Annotated in this window: 25 protein-coding genes, 2 tRNA genes, 1 rRNA gene, 1 other RNA gene and 1 pseudogene; 19 read left to right on the forward strand and 11 right to left on the reverse strand. The window is 72.6% G+C overall.

Going from position 1 to position 26340, the window contains the following annotated elements:
* Positions 1 to 77: ribosomal RNA gene (rrf, locus tag D7147_RS33775) — 5S ribosomal RNA — on the forward strand; the annotation flags it as partial.
* A gap of 158 nt (positions 78 to 235) precedes the next feature.
* Positions 236 to 862: pseudogene (locus D7147_RS19975) on the forward strand (NADPH-dependent F420 reductase); the annotation flags it as partial.
* A 52-nt stretch (positions 863 to 914) separates the two neighbouring features.
* On the opposite strand, the gene D7147_RS19980 reads toward D7147_RS19975, so the two are convergent.
* Positions 915 to 2714, reverse strand: coding sequence for a VanW family protein (locus tag D7147_RS19980; protein WP_120679944.1), 1800 nt, complete (start codon positions 2712 to 2714; stop codon positions 915 to 917).
* Between the two features lie 287 nt (positions 2715 to 3001).
* Between D7147_RS19980 and nudC the strand changes: the two genes are divergently transcribed.
* The 3 genes from nudC to D7147_RS19995 all read left to right on the forward strand — a co-directional run bounded on the left by nudC (position 3002) and on the right by D7147_RS19995 (position 6597).
* Entirely contained in the window at positions 3002 to 3925 is a 924-nt protein-coding gene (gene nudC / locus D7147_RS19985; RefSeq protein WP_233563252.1) for an NAD(+) diphosphatase, read from the forward strand.
* Between the two features lie 435 nt (positions 3926 to 4360).
* Entirely contained in the window at positions 4361 to 4921 is a 561-nt protein-coding gene (locus D7147_RS19990; RefSeq protein WP_120680605.1) for a DUF6230 family protein, read from the forward strand.
* 80 nt (positions 4922 to 5001) lie between these two features.
* Entirely contained in the window at positions 5002 to 6597 is a 1596-nt protein-coding gene (locus D7147_RS19995) for a DUF6114 domain-containing protein (protein WP_120679946.1), read from the forward strand.
* A gap of 53 nt (positions 6598 to 6650) precedes the next feature.
* Here the strand turns inward: D7147_RS19995 and D7147_RS20000 are convergent, their stop codons facing one another.
* A complete protein-coding gene (locus D7147_RS20000; RefSeq protein WP_120679948.1) occupies positions 6651 to 8321 on the reverse strand; it encodes a DUF885 domain-containing protein in 1671 nt (556 codons plus the stop codon).
* Between the two features lie 52 nt (positions 8322 to 8373).
* Positions 8374 to 8970, reverse strand: a complete 597-nt coding sequence (locus D7147_RS20005; RefSeq protein ID WP_120679950.1) for a Uma2 family endonuclease — start codon at positions 8968 to 8970, stop codon at positions 8374 to 8376.
* A 108-nt stretch (positions 8971 to 9078) separates the two neighbouring features.
* On the opposite strand from D7147_RS20005, the gene D7147_RS20010 reads away from it, so the two are divergent.
* Positions 9079 to 10059, forward strand: a complete 981-nt coding sequence (locus tag D7147_RS20010; protein ID WP_120679952.1) for a DMT family transporter — start codon at positions 9079 to 9081, stop codon at positions 10057 to 10059.
* 141 nt (positions 10060 to 10200) lie between these two features.
* On the opposite strand, the gene D7147_RS20015 is transcribed toward D7147_RS20010, so the two are convergent.
* Positions 10201 to 11271 (reverse strand): PHP domain-containing protein, encoded by a 1071-nt coding sequence (locus tag D7147_RS20015; protein ID WP_120679954.1) that lies wholly within the window; start codon positions 11269 to 11271, stop codon positions 10201 to 10203.
* A gap of 28 nt (positions 11272 to 11299) precedes the next feature.
* Positions 11300 to 12037 (reverse strand): M23 family metallopeptidase, encoded by a 738-nt coding sequence (locus D7147_RS20020; RefSeq protein WP_120679956.1) that lies wholly within the window; start codon positions 12035 to 12037, stop codon positions 11300 to 11302.
* Positions 12038 to 12098: 61 nt separating this feature from the next.
* Here D7147_RS20020 and D7147_RS20025 point away from each other — a divergent pair, with 61 nt between their 5' ends.
* The 4 genes from D7147_RS20025 (at position 12099) to D7147_RS20040 (ending at position 14024) form a co-directional block, all read left to right on the forward strand.
* On the forward strand, positions 12099 to 12491 hold the full coding sequence (locus tag D7147_RS20025; protein WP_120679958.1) for a hypothetical protein: 393 nt from the start codon (positions 12099 to 12101) through the stop codon (positions 12489 to 12491).
* A 76-nt stretch (positions 12492 to 12567) separates the two neighbouring features.
* Positions 12568 to 12735: a hypothetical protein gene (locus D7147_RS32710; protein ID WP_199716648.1), complete on the forward strand. Its 168-nt coding sequence runs from the start codon at positions 12568 to 12570 to the stop codon at positions 12733 to 12735.
* 124 nt (positions 12736 to 12859) lie between these two features.
* Positions 12860 to 13387 carry a tRNA adenosine deaminase-associated protein gene (locus tag D7147_RS20035; RefSeq protein ID WP_120679962.1) on the forward strand — a complete coding sequence of 176 codons (528 nt, stop codon included), beginning with the start codon at positions 12860 to 12862 and terminating at the stop codon, positions 13385 to 13387.
* A gap of 184 nt (positions 13388 to 13571) precedes the next feature.
* Complete coding sequence (locus D7147_RS20040; RefSeq protein WP_199716670.1) at positions 13572 to 14024, forward strand: nucleoside deaminase; 453 nt, start codon at positions 13572 to 13574, stop codon at positions 14022 to 14024.
* 80 nt (positions 14025 to 14104) lie between these two features.
* Here the strand turns inward: D7147_RS20040 and D7147_RS20045 are convergent, their stop codons facing one another.
* Entirely contained in the window at positions 14105 to 15328 is a 1224-nt protein-coding gene (locus D7147_RS20045; protein ID WP_120679966.1) for a sensor histidine kinase, read from the reverse strand.
* On the reverse strand, positions 15325 to 15981 hold the full coding sequence (locus tag D7147_RS20050; protein WP_199716649.1) for a response regulator transcription factor: 657 nt from the start codon (positions 15979 to 15981) through the stop codon (positions 15325 to 15327). Before D7147_RS20050 ends, D7147_RS20045 begins: the two co-directional genes overlap by 4 nt.
* A gap of 130 nt (positions 15982 to 16111) precedes the next feature.
* Between D7147_RS20050 and D7147_RS20055 the strand changes: the two genes are divergently transcribed.
* The 4 genes from D7147_RS20055 to D7147_RS20070 are packed head-to-tail and all read left to right on the forward strand — an operon-like array spanning position 16112 to position 19621.
* Entirely contained in the window at positions 16112 to 16639 is a 528-nt protein-coding gene (locus tag D7147_RS20055) for a hypothetical protein (RefSeq protein WP_120679970.1), read from the forward strand.
* Positions 16636 to 17718 carry a peptidoglycan-binding protein gene (locus tag D7147_RS20060; protein ID WP_199734213.1) on the forward strand — a complete coding sequence of 361 codons (1083 nt, stop codon included), beginning with the start codon at positions 16636 to 16638 and terminating at the stop codon, positions 17716 to 17718. Before D7147_RS20055 ends, D7147_RS20060 begins: the two co-directional genes overlap by 4 nt.
* Positions 17715 to 18413 (forward strand): ABC transporter ATP-binding protein, encoded by a 699-nt coding sequence (locus tag D7147_RS20065; protein WP_120679974.1) that lies wholly within the window; start codon positions 17715 to 17717, stop codon positions 18411 to 18413. Before D7147_RS20060 ends, D7147_RS20065 begins: the two co-directional genes overlap by 4 nt.
* Complete coding sequence (locus D7147_RS20070) at positions 18413 to 19621, forward strand: ABC transporter permease (protein ID WP_120679976.1); 1209 nt, start codon at positions 18413 to 18415, stop codon at positions 19619 to 19621. Before D7147_RS20065 ends, D7147_RS20070 begins: the two co-directional genes overlap by 1 nt.
* A gap of 85 nt (positions 19622 to 19706) precedes the next feature.
* Here D7147_RS20070 and deoD read toward each other — a convergent pair whose 3' ends face one another.
* Positions 19707 to 20414 carry a purine-nucleoside phosphorylase gene (deoD, locus tag D7147_RS20075; RefSeq protein WP_120679978.1) on the reverse strand — a complete coding sequence of 236 codons (708 nt, stop codon included), beginning with the start codon at positions 20412 to 20414 and terminating at the stop codon, positions 19707 to 19709.
* Between the two features lie 75 nt (positions 20415 to 20489).
* On the opposite strand from deoD, the gene D7147_RS20080 reads away from it, so the two are divergent.
* Positions 20490 to 20576: transfer RNA gene (locus D7147_RS20080), tRNA-Ser, on the forward strand.
* 310 nt (positions 20577 to 20886) lie between these two features.
* Here D7147_RS20080 and D7147_RS20085 read toward each other — a convergent pair.
* From D7147_RS20085 to D7147_RS20095, 3 genes are all read right to left on the reverse strand, one after another.
* Positions 20887 to 21378 carry a hypothetical protein gene (locus tag D7147_RS20085; protein WP_407663381.1) on the reverse strand — a complete coding sequence of 164 codons (492 nt, stop codon included), beginning with the start codon at positions 21376 to 21378 and terminating at the stop codon, positions 20887 to 20889.
* A gap of 83 nt (positions 21379 to 21461) precedes the next feature.
* A complete protein-coding gene (locus tag D7147_RS20090; protein ID WP_120679982.1) occupies positions 21462 to 22028 on the reverse strand; it encodes a hypothetical protein in 567 nt (188 codons plus the stop codon).
* Between the two features lie 209 nt (positions 22029 to 22237).
* A tRNA-Ser gene (locus D7147_RS20095) sits at positions 22238 to 22322 on the reverse strand.
* A gap of 81 nt (positions 22323 to 22403) precedes the next feature.
* Here D7147_RS20095 and ffs point away from each other — a divergent pair.
* The 4 genes from ffs to recR all read left to right on the forward strand — a co-directional run bounded on the left by ffs (position 22404) and on the right by recR (position 26312).
* An RNA gene (ffs, locus tag D7147_RS20100) (signal recognition particle sRNA small type) lies at positions 22404 to 22493 on the forward strand.
* A gap of 191 nt (positions 22494 to 22684) precedes the next feature.
* Positions 22685 to 25285, forward strand: a complete 2601-nt coding sequence (locus tag D7147_RS20105; protein WP_120679984.1) for a DNA polymerase III subunit gamma and tau — start codon at positions 22685 to 22687, stop codon at positions 25283 to 25285.
* Positions 25286 to 25402: 117 nt separating this feature from the next.
* On the forward strand, positions 25403 to 25711 hold the full coding sequence (locus tag D7147_RS20110; protein ID WP_233563284.1) for a YbaB/EbfC family nucleoid-associated protein: 309 nt from the start codon (positions 25403 to 25405) through the stop codon (positions 25709 to 25711).
* A gap of 7 nt (positions 25712 to 25718) precedes the next feature.
* Complete coding sequence (gene recR, locus D7147_RS20115) at positions 25719 to 26312, forward strand: recombination mediator RecR (RefSeq protein ID WP_120679988.1); 594 nt, start codon at positions 25719 to 25721, stop codon at positions 26310 to 26312.
* Positions 26313 to 26340: the final 28 nt, after the last annotated feature.

Genomic DNA, 26340 nt, shown 5'->3' on the forward strand with positions numbered 1-26340 from the left:
CGAACCCGGAAGCTAAGCCCTCCAGCGCCGATGGTACTGCACTCGGGAGGGTGTGGGAGAGTAGGACACCGCCGGACATTCTTTCCGTTCAGGGTCACCCCTTTCAGGGGTGGCCCTGAACGCGTTTTCTGGGCAATTCAGGTATGGCCTGGACGCCCTCCGCCGAACCCACGAATCAGCAGGCCCCCCTCGGTAGCGTCGAGCACGGACCACGTCTCGACGATCAGAGGAGCGGCCCATGAAGATCGGCGTCATCGGCTCCGGCCATGTCGGCGGCAACCTGACCCGCCGGCTGACCGCAGTAGGGCACGACGTCACGGTGGCGAACTCACGTGGCCCGCAGACGCTGCGATCGTTGGGCGGCGAGACCGGCGCGGAGACCGGCACGGTAGAGGAGGCGATCCAACACTCCGACGTGGTGGTGGTCGCCGTACCGCTCGTGGCCGTCCCCGACCTGCCGAGCGAGCTCTTCGCCGGGAAGGTTGTGGTCGACGCAGACAACTACTACCCGAACCGCGACGGCGACATCCCGGAGCTGATGGACGGCACGGCCTCCAGCCGATGGACGGCCGACCACTTCCCCGGCGCCCGCCTGGTCAAGGCGTTCAACACCATCGCCGCCCAGCACCTGCTGGAGAACGGCACCCCGCCCGGCACTCCTGGACGGATCGCCCTGCCCGTGGCGGGCGACGACCCCGACGCCAAGCGGATGGTCATGGACCTGGTCGACGCGATCGGGTTCGACCCGGTCGACGGCGGCGGCCTCGACGACAGCTGGCGTCAGCAGCCCGGTACCCCGATCTACCTGGCCGACCGGGACGCGGACGGCGTACGGCAGGGTCTGGTCGAGGCGCGGCGCTGAGCCGCGTTGCCGCTCGGCGAGCGCGCCCCGACCACGGTGCCGGCGGCGACCGTCAGGGCTCCTGGCCGCAGATGTAGCGCGGCTCGGCGTCGTAGCGCCAGCTGAACTTCTCCCGCTTGATGACCTTGCCGTCCTTGCGGATGACCCGGAAGGCGTCCTGGGCGAAGCCGTTGATGCCGCTGCTCGCAATGCAGGAGGGCCCGGGCGTCAGGTAGATGGTCTTCGGCGTGGTGATGTCGCGGCGCGGGCCGTACTCCGTCTTGACGCTGTCGTAGATCTTCGTGCTCCAGATCGACACGGTGATGGTGCTGGACGTGTACGAGGTGTCGATCAGCAGCCCGTACTCGGTGTCGTTCCGGAACCTGAAGTCCAGGTTCGGCCAGAAGATGGTCGACTCGATGACCGCCGGATACCGGGAGAACCAGTACGAGTGCGGCTTGTGCTCGACGTCCTCCAGGCCCGCGTAGTAGGTGGCGTTGAAGAACGTGGTGGTGAACTGCGAGATGCCGCCGCCGACGCCGGGCACCAGTTTGCCGTCGAGGATGACGGGCGCGTCCCGGTAGCCCTGCGCGTAGCCGCGCTCACCGGTGTGCCCGTTCAGCGAGAAGGTCTCACCGGGCAGCACGACCGTGCCGTCGACCTCCCGGGCGACGGTGACGATGTTGTGGCTGCGCGACGAGGACAGGCCGCCGGTGAATCGGGTGGTGAAGGAGGAGACCTTCTCCTTGATACCCAGGCCACCGAGCTTCTCCGCGGTCAGCTCCGGTTGCGCCGGTGCGAGCGTTCCGGTCACCACGCGCCCGTCCGCCTTCGGCAGAACGGCGAGCAGGTCCCGGGCGAGCCCCGCCGTGTCCAGCTGCCGACCGGGACGGCCCGGGTCGACCACCTTCGGCCGGCCGGCCGTCACGGCCATCCGCGCGTCCTTCGGCGGCACCTCGACTGACGAGAGGTCGTCGCCGAGTGCGGCGCGCAGCCGCTTCACGTCGACCCGTGCGGTCAGCTTGCCGGTCCGGTCCGCCGTGAACCGCAGGCTCTTGGCGATCGCCTTCGGCGCAATGGTCACCGAGCCCTTGTCGGTGGTGAGCTCGACCGGGGCGGCGACCGCCGGCCGGGCCAGCTCCTTCATCAGCCGGTCCACCTCCTCGCCGGTGGTGGCCGGGTGCGACTCGAGCAGCGGTACGGTCACCGGTCCTCCGGCGAGCCAGCCGGCCCGGACCACCTCGGCGGAGCGTTGCGGGTCGAGCGCCAGGCCGGGTTTCGGGTGCACCGCCTTCGGGGTCGTCCCGGCGTACGTGATCGCCGGCAGGGTCATCTTCCGGCCCTGGTCACCGGCCATCTTCTGCAGGGCGGCGTGCAGCCGGTCGACGTCGACTGAGACGACGGGCTGCACCGACCGGGAGCCGACCAGCCGGCTCACCGGATGCGCCTCGGCCTCGGCCGCGGCCGCCACGGTAGCCGCCACGTCGACCGTGAGGCCGACCTCGGCGGGCACGATCCGGAGATCCCGCTCCCCCACCCGCAGGGCGAGCGGCTCGGCGAGCGCGGCGGCACGCCGGTCCAGCTCGGCCCGCAGCTCCCGGACGGCGTCCGCGCGACTGCGACCGCCCAGCTCCGCCCCGAGCACCGTGGTGCCGCGTGGCACGTCACCGGCGTACGCGTAGGCGCCGACTCCGGCCACCGAGCCGAGCACGGCGACTGCGGCGCCGGCCGCGACCAGCAGCCGGGTCCGGTGTCCACGGCGTGGCGGGACCGGGGCGGTGGGTTCGGACTCGTCGACGGGCCAGGTGACCGCGGTGACCTGGACGGTGGGACGGTCGTCGGCGGGCGGACTCTTCTCGCCGTACAGCGTCACAGCAACCTCGATCGCGACCGTGTCCCCGGGGGCCTTCCCCGAACGGACACCTACGGTAACCAACGCCCGGCCGGGCGGGCAGTCGTCGTCGGGTCCGCCCTGCCCGGCGTGTCGTCCGGCGTGTCGGGCACTTCCGCCGACCGGCGGACGCGACGCCGGCCACCTCGGCACCGTGCCGGCCAGGGCTCGCCGAACATGTCGACCAGGGGCGGTACTACCCGGCTGCCACGCAACCCGGTGGCCTGGCGGTCCTGGTGGCCGCCGACCGTACGTGGCAACGTGGCGGGGTGCGGATCGACGACGGGGTGTTCGCGTACGGCGGTGGGTGGCTCGATCGGGCGGGGGCGCTGCGCGCCGACGAGGACCGGATGGCGGCGTTGCGCGCCGACGAGCGGAGCGTCGTGCTGCCGCACTGGCGTGACCGCTGTCTCGTGACCGCCGAGAACGTTCCGGTGCGGCTCAGCGGGGTCGACGCGGTCCGGGTGCTCGAAGCGGCGGCCGAGACGGCCTTCCTCGGTCTGGACGGCGGCGTGGCGGTCTTCGCGGCCGATCTCAGCGGGCACGCGGAGACGGACGCGGTGGCGCTGGCCGGCGCGGTGTCGACGGTGGACGTGCGGAAGCTGGCCGGTCATCTCGCCCCGGCGGAGGCGGCCGCGCAGGCGTACGCGCGGGGGTTGTTCTACTGGCACCGCCAGCAGCGCTGGTGCGGCAGTTGCGGCGCCGTCACCACCGCCGGTGGTGGCGGGCACGTGCGGGTCTGCTCGGGGGCGGAGTGCGGGCGGCTGTTCTTTCCCCGTATCGAGCCGGCGGTGATCGTGCTGGTCCAGGCCCCCGAGGTGGACCGCTGCCTGTTGGCGCGGCACGCGGGCGCGCCGGAGGGGTCGTACTCGACCCTCGCCGGGTTCGTCGAGGTGGGCGAGAGCCTGGAGGACGCGGTACGCCGGGAGATGACCGAGGAGGTCGGTGTCGAGGTGACCGACCTGGCGTACCAGGGTTCGCAGGCGTGGCCGTTTCCGGCCGGTTTGATGGTCGCCTTCCGCGCCACGGCGGCGTCTGTGGAGGTCAAGGTGGACGGTGTGGAGCTGATCGAGGCGCGCTGGTTCACCCGGGACGAACTGGCTGCTCGGGCCGCCGCCGGGCGGCTCGGCCGGGTGGACTCGATCGACCGCCATCTGCTCGGTTCGTGGCTCACCGCCGGCCAGCCCGGCTGACCCGTACGTCCACTCGGGCCGCCCGTACGGCAGAGGATCCGCTATCCCCAGCGCATTGACAGCTCTTCGTTACTTAACTGTGACTTTCGTCGGCCTCGGCTACCGCAGGTGAAATTCGCCGACCAGCTCGTCCAGATCTGAACCCTTTGTCGCGCACGGATGCGCGATGGCTCGTCGACGCTTCGTGATGCTCGGGGGCGGCCCTGTCACGCCTGGGTTACCGGTCAGTAGCCAGGCCCTTGTGAGCTAGGTCGCTTCGCGAGAGCATCCATCCGCGCACTGCGCCGCCCGTTGGCAACGGCCCCGCAGCGCCTTGCTCTCCCTACCCGAGTCACGTCCCTGACTCGTGACGACATTCCCGTCGAGGAGGATCCCGTGAGTGAATCGGAAGACCGCCAACCCAACGGCGGTACCCGGTGGCGTCGCTTCGCCGCCATGATGGTTCCGGCGACCGCGGTCGCCGGCGGCATCATCCTCGGCATGGCGAACGGCGCCATCGCCGCCTCGTTCGACGTGTCCGGCCAGACCTTCAAGGTCGGCGCGTCGCGACTGGTCGGCGAGGGCTTCGAGCAGTACGGCGGGATGGCCAAGGAGAAGAACGGCACCATCCACCCGGTGGCGGTCTCCGAGATCGCCGACGCCAAGCTCTACGACCTCTGCCAGTCCGTCAACGCCAGCGTTCCCGGCCTGAAGATCGTGCTCACCATCAACGCCGGCGGCGGCGGGAAGCCGGCAACGGCCAAGGGCCTGCTGATCGACATGGACTCCCTCGAGGGCGACGCGACGTTCACCAACATCCAGATCGGCCGTGACGCGACCGACCTGAACGAGCACGCCCAGCCGAAGTCCTTCGGGCAGAGCGCGGACAAGGTGGTCATCAAGGACCTCCGGCAGGTGGCCCGCTCCACCAGCGCCGGCACGTTCACCCTCAACGGCCTGAAGCTCAAGGTCAACGTGGGCGACAAGGCCAAGGAGTGCTTCCCCGACCCCAAGTGACCTGACGCCGAGGCCCGCGGAGGGCGCCCTCCGCGGGCCTCGTCCATGTCCCACCCCGTCAGCAGCGCCAGGAGGAGCACGTGACAACCGCCGAGTCGCAAGAAGCCCGCACCGGCCCGTCCGGCTGGCTGGGCCGGGCGTGGCGCGGATTCCGCCGTTGGCGGCGGCAGCGGCCGTTCTGGGGCGGTCTCTTCACCATGCTGGCCGGCCTGGTGATCTTCGGCAGCACCCAGATGAGCCTCAACGGCCTCGTCTTCAAGATGGGGCCGACCGGCTTCCTGACCTGGTTGATCCCCGCCATCCTGATCACCTGCGGGCTGCTCTTCTGGTTCAGCCCGGCACAACGCACCTTCTACGCCGTGGTCGCGGCGATCACCGCCGTCTACTCCCTGATCGGGGTGAACCTCGGCGGCTTCTTCCTCGGCCTGCTGCTCGGCATGGTCGGCAGCGCGCTCGGCTTCGCCTGGGTACCGAGCAAGACCCCGGCGGCGCCGACGAAGACCGAGGAGCCGTCCGAGGCGGAGGCCGGGCACGACCGGGAGGCCGGGACGGAACCGGCCGACGTCGACGACGCCGCGCTGGTGGACGAGCTGATGCCGCGACAGCGGGACGAGGAGCCGACCGGTGTCCTCGCCGACGTGCCGCCGCCGCCGCGTAACCCGCTGCGGGAGCCGGCGCCCGCCGAGCCGTCCGCGAAGAGCGGGGCGGAGACCAGGCAGGGGCCCGACGTCGACCCGCAGCCACCGGCCGGCGGCCGACACCGCGGTCCGAAGACGTACGCGATCCTGCTCGTCGTCACGGTGTCCGCCGCGGCCGGGCTGGTCGGGTTCCGGTCCGTCGAGCCGGCGGCCGCCGCCCCCGCCTGCCCGAGGCCGACGGCGACCGCGGAGCCCACCGTGAAGCCGAGCGCGTCGGGCTCGCCGAGCCCCTCGACGTCGAGCGCCGCGCCCGCCCCGGACGAACCGTCGGACGGCAACCTGCTGACCGACATCGTCGACGGGATCACCGGCCTGATCACCGGAGACGACTCGGACGATCCCGACGAGAACCGCGAGGCGTCCCCGTCGACCGCCACCCGACCCGGTGCCGGCGCCGCGAGCACACCGACCCGGGCCGCTTCGCCCGGTGTGCCGTCGGCGAAGCCGGGCAAGCCGGCCCGCGACACGTGTGGGACGCCCGCCCCGGGCCGACCGAAGCCGGTCGAGGTCGGCAAGCCGCTGCCCCGGGTCGCCACCGACCCGGACGTGCCGAAGGTCGCCGCCAAACCCGGAAAGCTCACCGGTTCGAAGCAGACCATGACCGGCCTGCACTTCGCGGGGATAGCCGAGCTGGACACCGCCGACGGCAAGCTCAAGACCCTGATGTTCACCATGGACAAGGCCGTCACGAACGACTTCGTCCTGAAGGTGGGCGGCCCGCGGGGCAAGACGGTCCGGTACGTCACCGAACAGCTGACCGTGAAGGGCGAGGTGGCCTTCTACGCCACCCGGTACGTCGGGCGGCTCGCCGGGGTGAAGGTCACGCTCACCCCGGACCTGCCCTTCCCGGACGGGATACCTGTCACCTCACCGGTGCCCATCACCTTCACCGACGTCGAGGTCGACCTGGCGTACATCGCTTGCGACACCCTGACCGCGAAGAAGCCCGCCGGGCCCCTGCACATCGACCTGGCCTGACGCGGGCGACGGCCGGGCGCGGCAACCGCCGCCCCCGGCCGTCCCAGCGGTGCTCAGAGCCGGGCGAGCGCCCGACGCAGCGGGTCCAGACCGAGCGCGCCCAGGTCGAGCGCCTGCCGGTGGAACTCCTTGAGGTCGAAGTCGGCGCCCTTGCGGGCCTTCGCCTCGTCCCGGGCCTGCAGCCAGATCCGCTCGCCCACCTTGTACGACGGCGCCTGCCCCGGCCAGCCCAGGTAGCGGTTCAACTCGAACCGCAGGTTCTCGTCCGGCACCCGGCAGTGCCCCCGCATGAACTCCCAGCCCAGCTCCGGCGTCCACCGCTCACCCGGGTGGAAGCCGAACGGGTTGTCCCGAGGGATCTCCAGCTCCAGGTGCATGCCGATGTCGACGATGACCCGGGCCGCGCGCATCGCCTGCCCGTCGAGCATGCCGAGCTTGTCGCCCGGATCCTCCAGGTAGCCCAGCTCGTCCATCAGCCGCTCCGAGTAGAGCGCCCAGCCCTCGCCGTGCCCGGAGACCCAGCAGAGCAGCCGCTGCCAGCGGTTGAGCAGGTCGGCCCGGACCGCGGTCTGCGCGACCTGGAGATGGTGACCCGGCACGCCCTCGTGGTAGACCGTGGTCACCTCGCGCCAGGTGGAGAAGTCGGTGATGCCCTGCGGCACCGCCCACCACATCCGCCCCGGGCGGGAGAAGTCCTCGCTCGGCCCGGTGTAGTAGATCGCCCCGTCGCTGGTCGGGGCGAGGCAGCACTCGATCCGGCGGACCTGCTCCGGAATGTCGAAGTGGGTGCCGTGCAGCTCGCTGATCGCCTTGTCGGCGAGCGCCTGCATCCAGTCGCGGAACGCCTCCTTGCCCCGGATGGTGCGGGCCGGGTCTGCGTCCAACGCCCGTACGGCGTCGTCGATGCTCGCGCCCGGACCGACGATCCGCGCGGCCACCGCCCGCATCTCGCCCTCCAGCCGGGCCAGCTCCGCGAAGCCCCAGGCGTACGTCTCGTCCAGGTCGATCTTGGCACCGAGGAAGTACTGCGAGGCCAGTTCGTAGCGCTCCCGGCCGGCCGCCTGCTTCTCCCGCCCCTTCGGGGCCAGCTCGGTGCGCAGGAACTGGCCGAACTCGGCGGTCGCCGCGGTGGCCGCCGCCGCGCCCCGGCGCAGCTCGGCGCCGATCGTGCCGTCCGCGCCCAGCCGCTCGACCAGACCGTGGAAGAAGTTGTCGCCGTCCGGGTCGACCCAGACGTCACACTGCTTGGCCACCTCGACCAGCTGCACCTTCGAGCTGACCCGCCCGGCGGCGGCCGCCTCACGCAGCGTGGTCTTGTAGCCGTCGAGGGCGGCCGCGAAGCCGTTCAGCCGGGCCGCGATGTTCGCCTGGGCGTCCGCGCCCTCGTTGGGCATCAGGTCGAAGACCATGCGCAGGTCGTGCAGCCCACTGGCGATCACGTTGACCTCGCTGGTCGTCTCACCCGCCTCGTGGCGGGCGAGGTCGAGGCCGAGCCGCTCCTGCATGGCCTCCTTGGCGGTCCGTTCCGCCTCGGTCTCCGGCTCGGTCACGTCCAGGTCGGCCAGGGTGCGGCGGGTCAGGTCGGCCCGGGCCGCGTACCCGTCGGGCGTCAGGTCGTCGAGCTTGTCGTCGTAGCCGGCGATGCCGACGTAGGTGGCGCCGGTCGGGCTGAGCGGCGCCCATTCGGCCACGTAGCGGTTCGCGAGTTCGTCGATTCGTCCCACACGGCGACCCTACGGGACCGGTCCCGCCCGGTGTCGAGCCCGTTTACCGAGTTCAGGGCAGCAGGTCCGCCGGATCGAACTCGATCGGGAACGGTAGGTCGACCTTCAGCAACTCTCCGCTCACCGCCTGAGCGGTGCTCACGTACGCCCCGCCCGCGAGGGAGAAGAGCTCGACCGCCACGTGCCGTAGGCGACGGGAGATCTCCACCCGCATGAAGTGCGGCACGCCGCCCTCCGCGCAGCGGCGCGGCTTGTCGACGAAGTCCTGTCGCCGGCTGCCCGGCGAGACGAACTCCACCGCCATCGAACAGTAGTCCGCCGGGATCCACCGGTCCTCGTCGTCGGTGGCCGGCACGGTGTGCAGGACGGTGACGTCCGGTTGGATCCAGCGCTGCGGGTTGAAGGTGAGGTTGACCTGGCCGTACACGTAGAAGCCGGCCGCCTTTGCGGCGGGCTTCAACAGGTGGATCAGCTCGCCCTCGGCGTAGCTGTTGGTGCCGGCCTCTGCGGGGGTCATGACCAGCCTTCCGTCGATGCACTCGTAACGCGCGTGCGGCAGCTCGGGCAGCGGGAGGTAGCGGTCGGCGAGCTGGGTGGTCCACAGGCCGTCGAAATCGACGAGCGGGTCGAAACGCATCGGCATCGCCATGGGGATGCACCTCCTCGGCTGGTCAACGCCCCATCAATGTAGGTGCTGTCGCACCTTCGGTCCGAAAGTCGGGCGACATTGTCGTACGCCTTCGGCAAAGTGTCAGGGGTGACGGACCACTTCACTCCTGACAGGCCGGCGCTTCGCAGCTGGCTGCCCGGCTTCCTCGCCCTGGCCGCGATCTGGGGGTCGAGCTTCCTCTTCATCAAGGTCGGGGTCGAGGAGCTCCACCCGCTTCAGCTGACCCTCTACCGGGTCGTCACCGGAGCCCTCACCCTGCTCGTCGTGCTCGCCGTGCTCCGCGACCGGCTGCCCCGCGAGCCCCGCGTCTGGGCGCACCTCTTCGTGGTAGCCGCCTTCGGTGTGTCCGTACCGTTCACCCTTTTCGGCTACGGCGAGCAGCGGGTCGAGTCGATGCTCGCGGGCATCTGGAACGCCACCACGCCGCTGATCGTCCTGCCGCTGGCGGTGCTCGTCTTCCGCACCGAGCGGCTCACCACGCGACGGGCGGTCGGCCTCGCCCTCGGCTTCGCCGGCGTGCTCGTGGTGCTCGGTGTCTGGGAGGGGGTCGGCGGCGCGCACTTCGCCGGCCAGCTGATGTGCTTCGGCGCGGCCGCCTGCTACGGCGTCGCCATCCCCTACCAGAAGCGGTTCGTGGCGGGCAGCAACCACTCCGGCCTCTCGCTCTCCGCGGCGCAGCTGCTGCTCGCCACGGTGCAGTTGGCGATCGTCACACCGCTGGTGGCCGGGGCGCCCCCACTGCCGACCGAGCTGTCGCCGCGCGTGGTGGGGAGCGTGCTGGCGCTCGGTGCGCTCGGCACCGGCCTCGCCTTCGTCATCAACATGCGCAACATCCGGGTCGCCGGGGCGAGCACGGCCTCCACCGTGACCTACCTGATCCCGGTCTTCGCGGTGCTGATCGGCGCCCTGGCCCTCGGCGAGCGGATGAACTGGCACCAGCCGGCCGGCGCCCTGGTCGTGCTCTTCGGCGTCGCCGTGTCGCAGGGCCTGATCGGCCGCCGTCGGCGGGCGGCGGTCGGGGTCGGCGTGCCCGCCGTGCCCGCCGTCGAACCGGCGACCCGCCGCTGAGATCGCGGCCGGCGACCGCGCCCCGACGGCGAAGCGCCGCTACAGCCGGTAGCCGGCGGCGACCGCGCCCCGGCGACCGTGCTCCGGCGGCGAAGCGCCGCAAAGGGCCGGTAGCCGGGCCGATCGGGGCTTCGGGGATCGCTAGGAGCGCCGGCGGGTCCAGTCGACGAGCTGCTCCGCCGACCAGGTGTTGATCACCCGGTCGGCGGGCACGCCGCAGCGGGCCGCGCGCTCGCAGCCGAACCGCTGCCAGTCCAGCTGCCCGGGCGCGTGCGCGTCCGTGTTGATGGCGAAGCGACAGCCCGCCTCCAGCGCGCGACGAATCAGCCGCTTCGGCGGGTCCTGCCGCTCCGGCCGCGAGTTGATCTCCACGGCCACGTCGTGCTCCGCGCAGGCGGCGAAGACGGCGTCCGCGTCGAAGTCGCTCTCCTTGCGGGTACGGGCCCGGTGCCCGCGGTCGCCCGGCCCGGTGACAGCGGCCGGCCGGGACGAGACCATCCGCCCCGTGCAGTGCCCGAGCACGTCCAGGTGCGGGTTGGCGATCGCGGTCAGCATTCGCCGGGTCATCTTCGACCGCTCGTCGTTCAGGCCGCTGTGCACAGAGCCGACCACCACGTCGAGCCGGGCCAGCAGCTTCTCGTCCTGGTCGAGCGAGCCGTCGGCGAGGATGTCCACCTCGATGCCGGTGAGGATCCGGAACCCCTCGGGGAGCGCCTCGTTCACCGTCTGCACGTGGTCGAGTTGGCGGCGCAGCCGGTCGGCGGTCAGCCCGCGGGCCACCGTCAACCGGGGCGAGTGGTCGGTCAGCACCACGTACTCGTGCCCCAACTCCACTGCGGCCAGCGCCATTTCCTCCATCGGCGAACCACCGTCCGACCAGTCGGAGTGCGTGTGGCAGTCACCGCGCAGCGCGGTACGCAGGGCGGTCGCCTCGGCGTCCAGGTCGCTGCCCTCGGTGGCGAGCAGTCGGCGCAGGTAGACGGGCTCCTCGCCGGCCAGCGACTCGGCCACACAGCGGGCCGTGACATCACCGACGCCGGACAGCTCGGTGAGGGTGCCGGCCCTCGCCCGCTCGGCCACCTCCGCCGACGGCAGCGCGGCGAGCGTCTTGGCCGCGGAGCGGAACGCCCGCACCCGGTAGGTCGCCTCGTTCGCCCGCTCCAGCAGGAACGCGATCCGTCGCAGGTCGGCGATGGGGTCCCGGGCCTTCATTCGTCGAACCTAGTCGCCGCCGCGCCGATCAGGGAGCCTTCGGGCAGCCGTGCCGCCGCTGCCAGGCGGTGACCTCGGAGGCCGGTGCCCGGTTGCCGCCCTTGCGCCACGAGTCGAGGTAGCGTGCCGGCCAGATGACGCCCCGCCGGATCCACCAACCGTCCTGCCCGGAGCAGCGCGGGGAGATGCCGAAGTGCAGGTGACAGACGTTGTTCGCGTTGCCCGTGCGGCCCACCTCGCCCAGCTTGAGGCCGGCGCGGACCCGTACGCCGGCCGCCACACCGTCCGCGATCGCGCTGAGGTGCGAGCCGTAGTACCGCACCCCGTCGTCACCGAGCAGGGCGACCGAGAGCCCGCCGTTGTTCGGCCCGAGCGGGCCCCGCTTGTCGAACCGGTCCACCCGGCTCACCTCGAGGATCGTGCCGTCGGTGACCGCGACGACCGGCTCGCCGCAGTCGGCGAAGATGTCCGTCGCCGGGTAGCCGGAGTGCGTCTTGTGGTACGCGACCTTGCCGGACCGGACCGGAAAGACGTGCCGCAGGTCGCCACGGGGGGTGGCCGGCGTCGCGGGAGTGGTGCGCGGCGGGGCCGAGCCGGTCGGATCCGGCGCGGCCGGCTGGTCCGCGCTGGCCGGCGCGCCCGGTGGGCTCGGTGTCGTGCCGCCCGGCGGCACCCCCGGCCGGGTCGACGCGCAGCCCGCGGCGAGGGCCGCGGCGAGCAGTAGCAGGACCGGGTACGCGCGGCGTCTGATCGTCGGCGACGGCATCCGGTCATCCTGGCAGAGTCGGTACGGTGGAACGAGCGTTCCGGCTGAGGGGAGGCGAGGCGTGACGACCGGGCAGCAGCCCCTTCCGTACGACCCGGGTGCCGGTTACCGTCCGCCGACGCGTAACCCCTCGGGGCTCTTTCCGGCCGGGCCGCCGACCCGGCCCACCTACCGTGAGCCGCATCCGGTCACCGGGATCGGCGTGGCGGTGGGCGGCGGGGTGGCCGTCGTCTGGCTGCTCCTCTTCGGGCTGCTCGGCACCGACGTGTCGGGCTACGCCTGGTGGACGTTGCTGGCCGGGCTGCTGGCCTGGCTCGCGGCCCTGGTGCTGGTTCGCCACGGCGATCGTGGGGTCGCCGCCGGGATCGCGATCGTGACCGCCGGCGGCTGGAGCATCGCGGCCGCGGTGGTGGCCGTACGGTGGGCGACCAGCGGGAACTGGCCGCTCTGGTGACTGCGTCGCGTGGCCGGTCGGCTGCGCTCCGGAACCCGGCTTGACGTGCGCCGGTGGACTCGGCACGCTCGGCAGCATGGCCTGGACCACACCGCGGCTCGATCCCGAACGCAGCCGCCGCCGCCTGCAGCTCCTCGCCGATCTGGCCGGGGCCCGGGCGGTACGCCAGCGCGAGCGCCCGCAGCGGCTGCGTACCGCGCGGCTGCGGCAGCTCATCGCCACGAGGCGGCGGCTGGCCGGCTGAGACGGCCATGACTTTGGCAGGATTGACCTGCCCTTCGGGGCGTTGACCAACCGCCCGCCGACCCGACCGGCTAACGTGCACGCGTAACGAGGCGGCGTGCTGTGCCGAGGTTTTTGGGGGGAACGTGTCGTACTTCGCTGCTGCCGTGGTGCGCGATGCGGGCGACTGGACGGCCGCCGAGGTGAACCTGCGAGGGGCCACCGACATCGACGAGGTCGCGGACCGGCTGCGCGACGTCGATCAGGACGCCGACCTGTCGCTGCTCTTCGTCGAGGCCGACGACACCTACCTGGTGATCATGCGTCTCGACGAGGGCGAGGACCTGCGGATCTTCGGCTCCGACTCGGCGTACGCGGAGGAGTCCCGGCTGGGCGCGCTGCTCGTCGGTGACCTGAAGACCTCCGTCACCGGGCTGGACGAGGTGGACGAGCCCCGCTCCGGCGACGGTGGCGGCGAGGAGAGCGAGCAGCCGGCCGTCGACCCCGAGGCCGATCCGGTCGGCGACGCGGACCTCCTGGCCGACCTCGGCATCTCCGCGCAGAAGCTGCTCTCGCTCTGCGCCGAGGAGGGGCTGCTGCCCGCCGACGTGACCGCCGAGGTCTGCCAGGTGCTGGGCTGCGCCGACGAGGTCGAGGAGCTGCGTGAGGTCTGACCCGGCTGGTGGCGCGCCGCTTCTCCCCTCGGGTGGGGAACCGGCGGACGCCACCGATCCGGCGTTCGAGACCGTACGTCCCGGGCAGCCGACACCCGGCCGCCTCGGGCGGGTCGGGCCGGGTGCCGACGAGGGGCTGGCCGATCCGGGTGAGCCGGGACGGCGGCAGCGGCACGAGCTGTGGATGCGCCGGGCGCTGGAGGTCGCGGTGACCGGCCCGGCGGCCGGCGGCCGGGAGGACGGGGAGAGCCCCGTCGAGGACGTGCCGGTCGGCGCGGTGGTCTACGGGCCGGACGGCACCGAGCTGGCCATCGGGCGTAACGAGCGTGAGCTGACCGGCGACCCGACCGCGCACGCCGAGGTGCTGGCGCTGCGCCGGGCGGCGCAGCGACTGCGGCGGTGGCGGTTGGAGGACTGCACGCTGGTGGTCACGCTGGAGCCCTGCACGATGTGCGCCGGCGCGTTGGCGTTGGCCCGGATCTCGACGGTGGTCTTCGGCGCCTGGGAGCCGAAGACCGGCGCGGTGGGGTCGCTCTGGGACGTGTTGCGTGATCGGCGGCTCAACCACCGCCCCGAGGTCTACGGCGGAGTGCTGGAGAAGGAGACCGCCGCCGTGCTCCGCGCCTTCTTCCGCTGACCCCGCCGCACCCTGCTCGCGCCCACCTGCGTCGATCATGAGGTTGGCGGTGCCCGGCACGGCGTGCCGCGCCGCTCACCTCATGATCGACGGGTTCCTGCGGGGTCATCCGGTACGCCGGGAACGGGGGGTTGGGGGGTCGGGGCCTCGGGCAGTCGTACCGTCACCACCAGGCCGCCGCCGTCGCGCGGATGGGCGGAGACCGTGCCACCGTGCGCCCGCGCCACGGCCCGGACAATGGAGAGCCCCAGTCCGAAACCGCGACCGCTGCCCACCCGCTCGCCGGAAAGGCGGCGGAACGGCTCGAAGATGGCCTCCACGTCGTAGCTCGGCACCGTCGGACCGGTGTTGCTCACGACCAGCGTCGCGCGGCCGTCCCGCACGCCGGTACGCACGTCGACGCGGCCGCCCTCGGGGACGTTGTGCCGCAGCGCGTTCTCCACCAGGTTGGTGGTGAGCCGCTCCAGCAACACCGGATCGCCGACCACCAGCGCCGGCTGCAACTGCCGGGTCACGGTCGGGCCGGCGCCCTCGCCGACGACCTGGTCCAGCACGTGGTCGGCCACGTCGGCCAGGTCCATCCGGGACCGGGCGGTCAGCTCCTTCTCCGAGTCGGCGAGGGTCAGCAGCCCGTCGATCAACCTCTCGTGCCGCTCGTTCACCGCCAGCAGCGACTCACCCAGCCGGCGTACGTCCTCCGACGCGTCGGGCCGGCTCACCGCCAGCTCGATCAGGGACCGGTTCAGGGCGAGCGGGGTCCGCAGCTCGTGCGAGGCGTTCGCGACGAACCGGCGCTGCCCGTCGAAGGAGCGGTCCAGCCGCTCCAGCATCTCGTCGAAGGTGTCGGCCAGCTCCCGTACCTCGTCCGCCGGCCCGGAGAGCGAGATGCGTTCGTGCAGTCCGCGGCCCGCCACGTCGGCACCGGCGATCCGCCGCGCCGTCCCCGTGATCTGGTGCAGCGGCTGCAGCGCCCGACCCGCGACCAGCCAGCCGAACGCGATCGCGACCACGGAGACCAGGCCCAGCGCGATCCCGCCCTGGGTGAGCAGCGAGTCGAGCGTCTGGTTCCGCGCGTCGCCCTGAACCTTCCGGACGATCAGCCGCAGCTGCTCGGCCTGGTCACCGGTGAGCTTCCCCTCCACCCCCTGCACGATCGGCTTCACGTCGCGCAGCGCCACCCCGAACGGCGCAGCGGTGCGCTGGTCGACCAGCACATAGGTGACCGCGAGCAGGACCAGCCCGGCGACCAGGAAGATTCCGCCGTAGATCAGGGTGAGCCGGGCCCGGAGGGAGAGTCGCTTCACGCTATCCGGTATCCCACGCCGGGGACCGTCTCGACCACCTGCGGCTCGCCCAACTTGCGGCGCAGCTTCATGACGGTGACGCGGACCACGTTGGTGAACGGGTCGATGTGCTCGTCCCAGACCCGTTCCAGCAGCTCCTCGGCCGAGACGACCGCGCCGTCGGCCCGCATCAACTCGACCAGCACGGCGAACTCCTTGCGGGACAGCGGCACGTACCGGCCCTGCCGGTGCACCTCGCGGCGGGCCGGATCGACCACGATGCCGGCCCGGGTCAGAGTGGGCGGAGCGGCCCGGCGAGCCCGCCGGCTCAGCGCGTGCACCCGGGCGGAGAGCTCGACGAGCGCGAACGGCTTCGTCAGGTAGTCGTCGGCGCCCAGCGCCAGGCCGGCGACCCGCTCCCGTACGGCTGCCGCAGCGGTGAGCATCAGCACCCGGGTCTCCCCGCCGCTGTCGACGATCGCCCGGCACACGTCGTCGCCGTGCACCACCGGCAGGTCACGGTCGAGGACGACCACGTCGTAGTCGTTCACACCGAGCCGTTCCAGCGCCGCGTCGCCGTCGTACGCGACGTCCACGGCGAACGCCTCCCGGCGCAGCCACTCGGCGATGCTCTCGGCGAGCACGCTCTCGTCCTCCACCACCAGCACTCTCACCCGCCCAATGGTGCCCGGTGCCGGCATAACGCCGGCGTAACCATCTGCGGTTACGCCCGGGATACGCCAGATGCCGTGCACTGGCGGCAGAGGCCGGGCGGAGTGCCGGGCCGAGGAGAGGAAGCGTGTGATGCGACGAGGACTGCTCGCGCTGCCGCTGCTGCTCGCCCTGGGCATGGCGGGCTGCGGCGGGTCGGGCCAGGAGCCGGCGGTGGCGACCGCCGGCGGCGGAACCGGGGCGGCCCAGCCGTCCGCCGCCCCGGTGGCCCAGCTCAGCGACGACGAGCGACGGTTGAAGTTCACCGAATGCATGCGGGAGAACGGGGTCGAGATGCCCGACCCGGAGGCCGGCAGCGGGCTGCGGCTCCGGTTCGGCAAGGGCACCGACCCGGCGAAGGTGCAGGCGGCCATGGAGAAGTGCCGCCAGTACCTGCCCAACGGCGGGGAGAAGCTCAAACTCGACCCGGCCCAGCTCGAACAGGCCCGCAAGCTCGCCGCCTGCATGCGGGCCAACGGCGTACCCGAGTTCCCCGACCCGCAGCCGGACGGCGGGCTCCGGCTGCGCCTCGACGAGCTGAACGTCAAGGGACCCGAGGTGAAGGCCGCGATGGAGAAGTGCCGGCAGCACGCGCCGAAGCGGCCCGGAGCCGCCAGGTGAGCGCACGTCGCCTCCGGCTCCGTACCGTCGCGCTCACCGCCGCCGTCGCGGTCGCAGCCTCCGCCGGCGTCGTGGCCGCAGTGGGCTTCGCCGGCACCGACCGGGGTACGGCGGCCGCCGGAACCGTTCCGCCGGCCACCGCCACCGTCACCCGTCAGACCCTGACCGACGTGCAGACCGTGAACGGGGAGCTCGGCTACGGCACCGCGTACGTCGCCGACGCCCGGCTCAGCGGGACGATCACCGCGTTGCCGGAGACCGGCACGATGGTCAAGCGGGGCGGCCGGCTGTACGCGGTGGACGACGAGCCGGTGGTGCTCCTCTACGGGGCGCTGCCCGCATACCGGCTGCTCGAACCGGGGGTGCAGGGGGCGGACGTCGAGCAGTTCGAACGGAACCTGCGGGCGCTCGGGCAGACCGGATTCACCGTCGACGACGAGTACACCGGCAGCACCGCCGACGCCGTCCGCGAATGGCAGGAGAAGCTCGGGCTGCCCGAGACCGGCCGGGTGGAGCCGGGTCGCGTCCGCTACGCCGAGGGAGAGGTGCGGGTGGAGAGCCACCAGGCCGCGGTCGGCGCCGTGACGCAGCCCGGCCAGGGCGTGCTCACGTACACCGGCACCAGCCGGCTGGTCACCGTCGAGCTGGACATGGACGACCAGCGGCTGGCAAAGAAGGGGGCCGCCGTCGGGGTCGCCCTGCCCGACGGCGGTCCGCTCAGCGGCCGGATCGAGTCCGCCCAGACGGTCGTCGACGCCGGCTCGGGCGGCGCCACCGGGCAGGCCGCCGAGGCCGAGACGAAGATCGAGGTCACCGTCTCGGTCGCCGAGCCGGCGAAGCTCGCCGGGTACGACCAGGCGAGCGTGGAGGTCACCTTCACCGCCGAGGAGCGTCCGGACGTGCTCACCGTGCCGGTGGGCGCGCTGCTCGCCCTGGCCGAGGGCGGGTACGGCGTGGAGGTGGTCGAGGGGGAGCGGAGCCGGATCGTCGCGGTCACCACCGGCCTCTTCGCGGCCGGTCGGGTCGAGGTGAACGGGCCCGACCTCGCCGAGGGCATGACCGTGGGAACGCCGGCATGACCGGTGACGCGGTGGTGCTGGAGCGGGTGAGCCGGACGTACCCGGGCGGGGTGACCGCGCTGCGCGACGTCTCGCTGCGCATCGGGTACGGCGAACTGGTGGCGATCGTCGGCCCGTCCGGTTCGGGCAAGTCGACGATGCTGCACCTGATCGGCACCCTCGACCGGCCCTCCACCGGCCGGGTCCGGATCGACGGCCACGACGTGGCGGCCCTGCCGGATCGGCAGCTCTCCGCGCTGCGGGCCCGCCGGATCGGTTTCGTCTTCCAACAGTTCCACCTGGCCGCCGGTACGCCGGTGCTGGACAACGTGGCCGACGGGCTGCTCTACGCCGGGGTGCCGCGCCGGGAGCGGCGGCGGCGCGCGGCGGCCACGCTGGACCGGGTCGGGCTGGGCCACCGGCTGACCCACCACCCGCACGAGCTCTCCGGCGGTGAACGGCAGCGGGTGGCGGTGGCCCGGGCGGTGGTCGGGGAGCCCGCCGTGCTGCTCGCCGACGAGCCGACCGGCAACCTCGACTCGGTGGCCGGCGCCGGCGTGCTCGCGCTCCTGCGCGACCTGCACACGGCGGGCACCACGGTCGTGGTGATCACTCACGACCGGGAGATCGCCGCCGGGCTCCCCCGCGAGGTGGGAATGCGCGACGGCCGGGTGGTGGCCGACCCGGTGGCGCCGAACGGGGAGGGGGCGCGCTGATGGCGATGGACATCCGGCCCCGTCTCACCCCGGCCCGGCTCGGGCCGGGCGACGTGCTGCGGGTCGGCGGCGTGGGGCTGCGCACCCGCCCGCTGCGGGCGTTCCTCTCCGCGCTGGGCATCGCGATCGGTATCGCGGCGATGGTCGCCGTGGTCGGCATCTCGTCGTCGTCCCGCGCCGACCTGGACCGGACCCTCGACCGGCTCGGCACCAACCTGCTCACCGTCGCGCCCGGCAACACGATCTTCGGTGACCAGGCCGAGCTGCCGGTGGATTCGGTGGCGATGATCGGCCGGATCGGCCCGGTCACCGACGTCGCCGCGACCGCACAGATGCCAGACGCCGCCGTCTACCGCAGCGACCGAATCCCGTCCGGCGAGACGGGTGGGATCGCCGTCCGGGCCGCCCAGCTCGGCCTGCCCGCCACGGTCGGTGCGACCGTACGCAGCGGCAGCTGGCTGAACGCGGCGACCGAGCGCTACCCGACGGTGGTGCTCGGCGACGCGGCGGCCCGGCGGCTCGGCTTCGGCGCGGCCGGACCGCAGGTGCAGGTGTACCTCGGCGGTAGCTGGTTCACCCTGGTGGGCATCCTCGCCCCCGCGCCGCTCGCGCCGGAGCTGGACAGCTCGGCGCTGGTCGGCTGGCCGGCGGCCGAGACGTACCTCGGCTTCGACGGGCACCCGACCACGGTCTACACCCGCTCCCGGGAGAGCTCGGTGGAGGCGGTGCGGGCGGTACTCGGCGCGACCGCGAACCCGGGGGCACCGGAGGAGGTGCAGGTGTCTCGTCCGTCCGATGCGCTCGCCGCCGCGGCGGCCACCGACGAGGCGTTCACCGGGCTGCTGCTCGGCCTCGGCGCGGTGGCGCTGCTGGTCGGCGGGGTCGGGGTGGCCAACACGATGGTCATCTCGGTGCTGGAACGGCGGGCCGAGATCGGGCTGCGACGGTCGCTGGGCGCCACCCGGGGGCAGGTCCGTGCCCAGTTCCTGGCCGAGTCGCTGCTGCTCTCCGCGCTGGGCGGTACGGGCGGCGTGCTGCTCGGCATCCTGGTCACCGCCGGGTACGCCCTCTGGCGGCAGTGGCCCACGGCGGTGCCGCTCTGGGCGATGGCCGGCGGGGTCGGCGCGACCCTGCTGATCGGCGGGTTCGCCGGTCTCTACCCGGCCGTCCGGGCCGCCCGGCTCGCCCCGACCGAGGCGCTCGCCTGACCGGCCACCCCGTTCCGCGCCGCGTCTCAGACGAACCGCCCCGCCGATCCGTTCAGATCGGCGGGGCGGCGACGTACGACGGGACTCAGCTGATGATCGTGTCCAGCGCGATCTCGACCATCTGGCTGAAGGTCTGCTCACGCTCGGCGGAGGTGGTCTTCTCGCCGGTCTTGATGTGGTCGCTGACCGTCAGCACCGTCAACGCCCGCGCCTTGAACCGGGCCGCGATCGTGTAGAGCGCCGCGGACTCCATCTCCACGGCCAGCACGCCGTAGTCGGCGAGCGTGTCGTAGAGGTCAGGCCGGTCGGTGTAGAACGCGTCGGCGGCCAGGATCGGCCCGACGTGCATGGTGATGCCCTGCCGCTCGGCCACCTCGACGGCCGTACGCAGCAGCCCGAAGTCCGCCACCGGCGCGTAGTCGATCAACCCGTCGAAGCGCATCCGGTTCATGTTCGAGTCGGTGGACGAGCCGATCGCCGCGATCACGTCCCGCAGCTTCAGGTCCTCCCGCAGCGCCCCGCACGAGCCGACCCGGATCAGCGACTTCACGCCGTACTCGTTGATCAGTTCGTGGGCGTAGATCGAGGCGGAGGGCATACCCATGCCGGAGCCCTGGATCGAGACGTCCACGCCCTTCCAGCGGCCGGTGAAGCCCAGCATCCCCCGGACGGTCGAGTAGCACTGGGCGTCCTCGAGGTAGGTCTCCGCGATCCACTTGGCCCGCAGCGGGTCACCCGGCATCAGGACCCGCTCGGCGATCTCTCCCGGCTTCGCGCCGATGTGCGTACTCATGGCAAGGATCCTGCCAGGCCGCGCGGAGCCATACCGGTTCGGCACCGGAAGCCGCGGTCCTGTAGCCTACTCGGCGGTGGCGTGTCCGAGTGGCCTAAGGAGCACGCCTCGAAAGCGTGTGAGGGTTTACGCCCTCCGCGGGTTCAAATCCCGCCGCCACCGCTCGTAACATGCGAGAACGCCCGGTCGGTCTGTGAGGACCGGCCGGGCGTTCCGCTTTTGTGCTGGTTGTCGCTGACCTATTCACGAGGACCAGGGCGGTCGCGTTCGACGGTGACGAAGGGCCGCCCGTGGGAGCGGCTGGGCGAGCGCGACGACCCGAACGATCAGCACGCTGGCGTTCATCACGGCCGCGACCGCCGTCCAGCTGACCCGCGCGATCGAGTAGTAACAGAGCTGGACGAACGTGATGTCCCGGCCGCCGACGGCCGATCGGGCGCGCGCCGCGCCGCCGCGCTGCGACCGCGTCGTTTCAGCAGGGGCCGTGACCCTCGGAGAAGAGGCGTTCGGCCCAGTCCGCGTACCCCGCGATGACCTTCCGCACGGTCCGGCCGTCGTGCAGGAAGAGGTAGGCGCGGTCACCGTCGCGGGCGAGCAGCCCATCGAGACGGTACGTCCCTTGTGGAGGGTGCAGTGGCGTCAGTTCGGGGTAGCGGACCCGGACCTGCCGAAGTGGGCTGCCGACGCCGACGCCCTCCGTGGTCTGCGTCGAATCGGCGAGCCAGAGCAGCACCAGCCGGTCGTCGACGAAGACGGGGCTGATCGCGGCGTGTCCGGCCAGCGTCTGCCCGCAACCCCGCACATCCGTACGCAGGATGCCGCGTCGGGTCAGCTCGTCCTCGCTGTCGCCGAACTCGATGTCGCGCAGGCCGTTGAGGTCGAGGACCTCGCCGGCCGGAATGATCCGTTGTGGACTCACGGGTGACGTGTTCGGCGGACTTCCCGAGATGACGGCAGCCGTCAGCAGCCCAGCAATAAGGGCAAATTGGCGCAATCTCATAGTTTTCCCCCGGGGTCCCTAACGCCCGGGACGCGGCTAGGTTGCTCTCAACGCCCGGATTGCTCCTCTTCCCACTGCTCGGCGAGCTCGTCCCAGTAGTCCGCGCTCAACCGCCGCCGGCCATGGGCCAACCAGCCGGCGGTGTTCCGCTCCAGGTGCAGCCCCAGCTCCGCGAACGCGTCGATCCAGGATCCCGGCTCGACGCCCAGCTCGACGAGGGCGCTGTTGATCGGCCAGCCCTCGCGCGGGCCGTCGAGGGTGGTGTCGACGCGCGGCCCCCAGTGCAGCGTCCCGCCGAGCCAGACCGCCGCCGACTGGTATCCGAGCCCGCCGAAGAACTCCGCCTCGACGTACGCCACCGGGCCCCGCCTCGACCAGCCGGCCAGCGTCGCGGTCAGGGCCGGGCCGAGGACCAGGTCGAACGGGTGCTCGTCGGCACGTTCCTCGAGCGAGTAGTTCGGTAGCGCGCCGGTCAGCTCCTCGACCAGCTGCGGCGTGACCGGCAGCAGTGCGAAGTCCTGCCGCAGCTCGCCGAGGACCGCGTGATCCAGCTCGGCGGTCTGCTCGCGCAGCAGCTCGACGTCCGCGATCACCGCACTGAGCTGGTAACTCACCTCTCCACTCCGCGATCCACAGCCTGTGGATAGAACATGTGTACGACGGTTCTTCGCGCCGGTTCCCCCACGCCGCCAGTATCGCCGGGTGGCCGTGCGGGGCGCCATTCCACCGGCCCCTGATCCCGGTCGGGGCGGGAGTGACCCCGGGTACGACGAAGGGCCGGTCCCCGTGGGGCCGACCCTGTCGTTCTTGCTGCTCAGGAGAGCGGAGGATACGAGATTCGAACTCGTGAGGGTGTAAACCCAACACGCTTTCCAAGCGTGCGCCCTAGGCCTCTAGGCGAATCCTCCGCGGATCAGGATACAGGTCTCCGTCGGATCGCCCACCCCACCACCCCCTGAAGATCGACGCCGGGTCGGGTAGGCTTGGGCCACCTCCCGTGCGGCGGTATCTCGTGAACCTCCCCAGGGCCGGAAGGCAGCAAGGATAAGCGAGCTCTGCCGGGTGCACGGGAGGCCTTTCTGTCTCGGGCCCCCTGATCGACTCGGCTTCAGTGAAGTCGGGGTGTCCCCGGCGCGCTGATGGCCCGACATCCGTGAAGTCGAGTCGATCAAGCAGTTGATCGAGTGCTTGGGCGTACGTCAGCGGCGGGGTGGGTGGTCACCCGGCGCGTACCGGCGCAGAATGGCTCGGTCGAGAGGAGGCGGGACGGGTGGCACTGGCGCTCTACCGCAAGTACCGGCCGCGTACGTTCGCCGAGGTCATCGGCCAGGAGCACGTCACCGAGCCGTTGTCGCAGGCGCTGCGGAGCGGGCGGCTCAACCACGCCTACCTCTTCTCCGGCCCCCGCGGCTGCGGCAAGACCTCCAGCGCCCGGATCCTCGCCCGCTCGCTCAACTGCGAGCAGGGCCCCACCCCGGAGCCGTGCGGGCAGTGTGAGTCCTGCCGCTCGCTGGCGAACGACGGCGCCGGCTCGATCGACGTCATCGAGATCGACGCGGCCAGCCACGGTGGCGTCGACGACGCCCGCGAACTGCGGGAGAAGGCGGTCTTCGCGCCGGCCCGCAGCCGCTTCAAGATCTACGTCATCGACGAGGCGCACATGGTCTCGTCGGCCGGCTTCAACGCCCTGCTCAAGCTGGTCGAGGAGCCGCCGGAGTACGTCAAGTTCATCTTCGCCACCACCGAGCCGGAGAAGGTCCTCGGCACGATCAAGTCGCGGACCCACCACTATCCGTTCCGACTCATGCCACCGAAGGTGCTCCGGCCGTACCTTGAGCAGCTCACCGAGGCCGAGGGCATCTCCGTCGAGCCGGCGGTCTTTCCGCTGGTGGTGCGAGCCGGCGGCGGCAGCGCCCGGGACAGTCTCTCGGTGCTCGACCAGCTCATCGCGGGCGCCGGCGCGGAGGGGGTCACCTACGCCCAGGCCGCCGCGCTGCTCGGTGTCACCGACTCGGCGCTGATCGACGAGATGTGTGACGCCCTCGCCGCCGGGGACGGCGCGGCCGCGTACGCCACCGTCGACCAGGTGGCCGAGGCCGGGCACGATCCCCGCCGGTTCGCCTCCGACCTGTTGGAACGGCTGCGCGACCTGATCGTGCTCCAGCAGGTGCCCGACGCCGTCGCGAAGGGCCTCATCGACGGCCCGGCCGACCAGATCGAGCGGATGACCGCGCAGGCCCAGCAGCTCGGGCCGGGCACCCTGTCCCGCTGCGCCGACATCGTGCACAACGGCCTGGTGGAGATGCGCGGCGCCACCGCGCCCCGGCTGCTGCTGGAGCTGATCTGCGCCCGGATGCTGCTTCCCGGCGCCGACGACTCGACCGCCGGCCTGCTCCAACGCCTCGAACGCATGGAGCGCCGGCTCACCCTGGGCGGTGCCGACGCCGCCGGCTCCGCGCCGGTCGCCCCGGCCCCGGCCCCGGCCCCGGCCGTACGCCCGACGCCTTCCGCCCCGCCCGCGGCTGCCGCCGCGGCACCGGCCGACCCCGCCACGGCGGCTGCCGCCACCCCCGCACCGGCCCCCGCCGCGGAGCACGTCCCGGCTGCCGGCGCGCCCCGCCCACACTCTCCCGCCGAGGCCGGCCCGACCGCTCAGCCCGCGGCGACCGCCCGCGCGGACGACGCGCCCCGGCGGGTCGTGTCGCCTTCGGCGGTGCTGCCCGACCCGGTCACCCCGGAGCCGCCCCGACCCGGGGCGGAGACGCCCGGCGCCCTCGACGCGGTCGCCGTGCGGCGGGTCTGGCCGGACGTGGTCGGCAAGGTCAACCGGACGAACAAGCGGATCGCCGCGCTGATGCGGGACGCCGTGGTGCGGGAGCTTGACGGCGACACGCTGGTGCTCACGGTGAAGTCCGGTGTGCTGGCCCGGATGATGTCCGACCACGCCGCGGTGCTCACCGACGCCCTCTACGAGGAGCTGGGTGGGCGCTGGCAGATCCGCTGCGAGGTGGCCGGCGAGCGGGGTGGGGTCACGCTCTCCGGCCCGCCGCGTTCGGCCGCCCCGGCTCCCGCCCCCGCCCCCGCCCCGGCTCCCGCCCCCGACCCGGCTCCCGCTCCCGGCCCGGTGCCCGCCGCCCATGGCGTGACCGGCTCGGCTGCCGGCCGGGCCGGCGGCGGTGCGCCCGGTCCGGCCGTGGACGGCGCGGCCGGGGGCGACGACGAGGAGGACTGGCCGGAGCCGGCTCGCCCCGGCGGGGCTGCCCCCGTCGCGGCCGGCGGCTCCGCTCCGGCCGGGGACGCGGGGGACGACTGGCCCGAGCCGGCCCGCCCGGGTGGCGCCCTCGCGGCTGATCAGCCGGGCCCCGTCGACGGCGGCCGGCCCGGACAGCGCGCGGCCGCGCCCGGCTCGGCGGAGGTCTCCGGCTCGGCGACCTCCCCGGGCGGTGCCACCGCGAGCGCCCCGGCCACCCGCAGCGCCGCCCCGGCGAACACCGGCGGTTCGGCCGCACCACGGCAGCCGGTCGCGCAGAACGGCAACGGCGCGCCGGTGAGCAGCGCCATCGCCGCGGCGCGAGCGGCCGCCGCGGGCCGTGGTCCGCGTACCGCCCAGCCGGCCCGGCCCACCGCGGACAACGACTGGGCGGGCGAACCGCCGTACGACCCGGAGTACGACGGGCCGGTCCGACCCGGCGACGGGCGACCGCAGGCGGCCCCGGCGACTCCGGTCTACGACGGGTTCGACCCCGGCGACGAGCCGTTGGACGACGTGATGGACGAGAAGACGGCCCGGGAGTCGAGCGAGGAGCAGGCGGTACGGCTGCTCCGCGAGGCCTTCGGCGCCGAAAAGATCAACGAGGTGGACGCCCGCTGAGCGACGCGGGTGGACGTACCGGAGAGCGGATCGGTCGGACCCAGCGGATAGGCTGAGCGACGGCCCAGCAGACGAGTGCGAGAAGGAGCCATCGTGCGCCCAGGTGGACAGCCGAACATGCAGCAGATGCTGAAGCAGGCGCAGAAGATGCAGCAGCAGATCGCCCAGGCGCAGGCCGAACTCGCCGAGGCCGAGCTGACCGGCACCGCCGGCGGTGGGCTGGTCACCGCGACCGTCGCCGGCACCGGCGAGGTCAAGAGCATCAAGATCGACCCGAAGGCGGTCGACCCGGAGGACGTGGAGACCCTGGAGGATCTGGTCGTCGCGGCCCTGCACAACGCCGCCGAGGCGGCCCGGGAGCTGACCGAGCGGAAGATGGGCCCGGTCGCCGGCGGCATGGGCGGCCTCGGCCTGCCGGGTTTCTGAGCCGCAGATGTATGAAGGCGCCATCCAGGACCTGATCGACGAGCTGGGCCGGCTGCCGGGCGTGGGCCCGAAGAGCGCCCAGCGGATCGCCTTCCACGTCCTCTCCGCCGACCCGGCCGACGTCAACCGGCTGGCCGGCGCCCTGCGCAAGGTCAAGGAGCTGGTGCGCTTCTGCACCAGCTGCTACAACGTCGCCGAGTCCGAGCAGTGCCGGATCTGCCGCGACCCGCGCCGCGCCGACGAGGTGATCTGCGTGGTCGAGGAGCCGAAGGACGTGGTGGCGATCGAGCGGACCGGTGAGTTCCGCGGTCGCTACCACGTGCTCGGCGGGGCCATCAATCCGCTGGAGGGGGTCGGGCCGGACAATCTGCGCATCCGCGAGCTGATGACCCGGCTCGGCACCGGTGCGGTCCGCGAGCTGATCCTCGCCACCGACCCGAACACGGAGGGTGAGGCGACCGCCACCTATCTGGCGCTGATGGTGAAGCCGATGGGGATCGCCGTCACCCGGCTCGCGAGCGGTCTGCCGGTCGGTGGCGACCTGGAGTACGCCGACGAGATCACGCTCGGTCGTGCCTTCGAGGGTCGCCGCGCCGTCTGAGCCGCAACTCAGGGACTGCCGCCGTACG

This window comes from Micromonospora musae, from assembly GCF_003626545.1.
Taxonomy (GTDB): domain Bacteria; phylum Actinomycetota; class Actinomycetes; order Mycobacteriales; family Micromonosporaceae; genus Micromonospora; species Micromonospora musae.

Coding starts and splice junctions, on each gene's coding strand:
- D7147_RS19990 (WP_120680605.1), top strand. CDS start 4,361: ATGATGGTTCCGGCGACCGCGGTCGCCGGCGGCATCATCCTCGGCATG.
- D7147_RS20005 (WP_120679950.1), bottom strand. CDS start 8,970: ATGGCGATGCCGATGCGTTTCGACCCGCTCGTCGATTTCGACGGCCTG.
- D7147_RS20015 (WP_120679954.1), bottom strand. CDS start 11,271: ATGAAGGCCCGGGACCCCATCGCCGACCTGCGACGGATCGCGTTCCTG.
- D7147_RS20020 (WP_120679956.1), bottom strand. CDS start 12,037: ATGCCGTCGCCGACGATCAGACGCCGCGCGTACCCGGTCCTGCTACTG.
- D7147_RS32710 (WP_199716648.1), top strand. CDS start 12,568: ATGGCCTGGACCACACCGCGGCTCGATCCCGAACGCAGCCGCCGCCGC.
- D7147_RS20040 (WP_199716670.1), top strand. CDS start 13,572: ATGCGCCGGGCGCTGGAGGTCGCGGTGACCGGCCCGGCGGCCGGCGGC.
- D7147_RS20055 (WP_120679970.1), top strand. CDS start 16,112: ATGCGACGAGGACTGCTCGCGCTGCCGCTGCTGCTCGCCCTGGGCATG.
- D7147_RS20065 (WP_120679974.1), top strand. CDS start 17,715: ATGACCGGTGACGCGGTGGTGCTGGAGCGGGTGAGCCGGACGTACCCG.
- D7147_RS20070 (WP_120679976.1), top strand. CDS start 18,413: ATGGCGATGGACATCCGGCCCCGTCTCACCCCGGCCCGGCTCGGGCCG.
- deoD (WP_120679978.1), bottom strand. CDS start 20,414: ATGAGTACGCACATCGGCGCGAAGCCGGGAGAGATCGCCGAGCGGGTC.
- D7147_RS20110 (WP_233563284.1), top strand. CDS start 25,403: ATGCAGCAGATGCTGAAGCAGGCGCAGAAGATGCAGCAGCAGATCGCC.
- recR (WP_120679988.1), top strand. CDS start 25,719: ATGTATGAAGGCGCCATCCAGGACCTGATCGACGAGCTGGGCCGGCTG.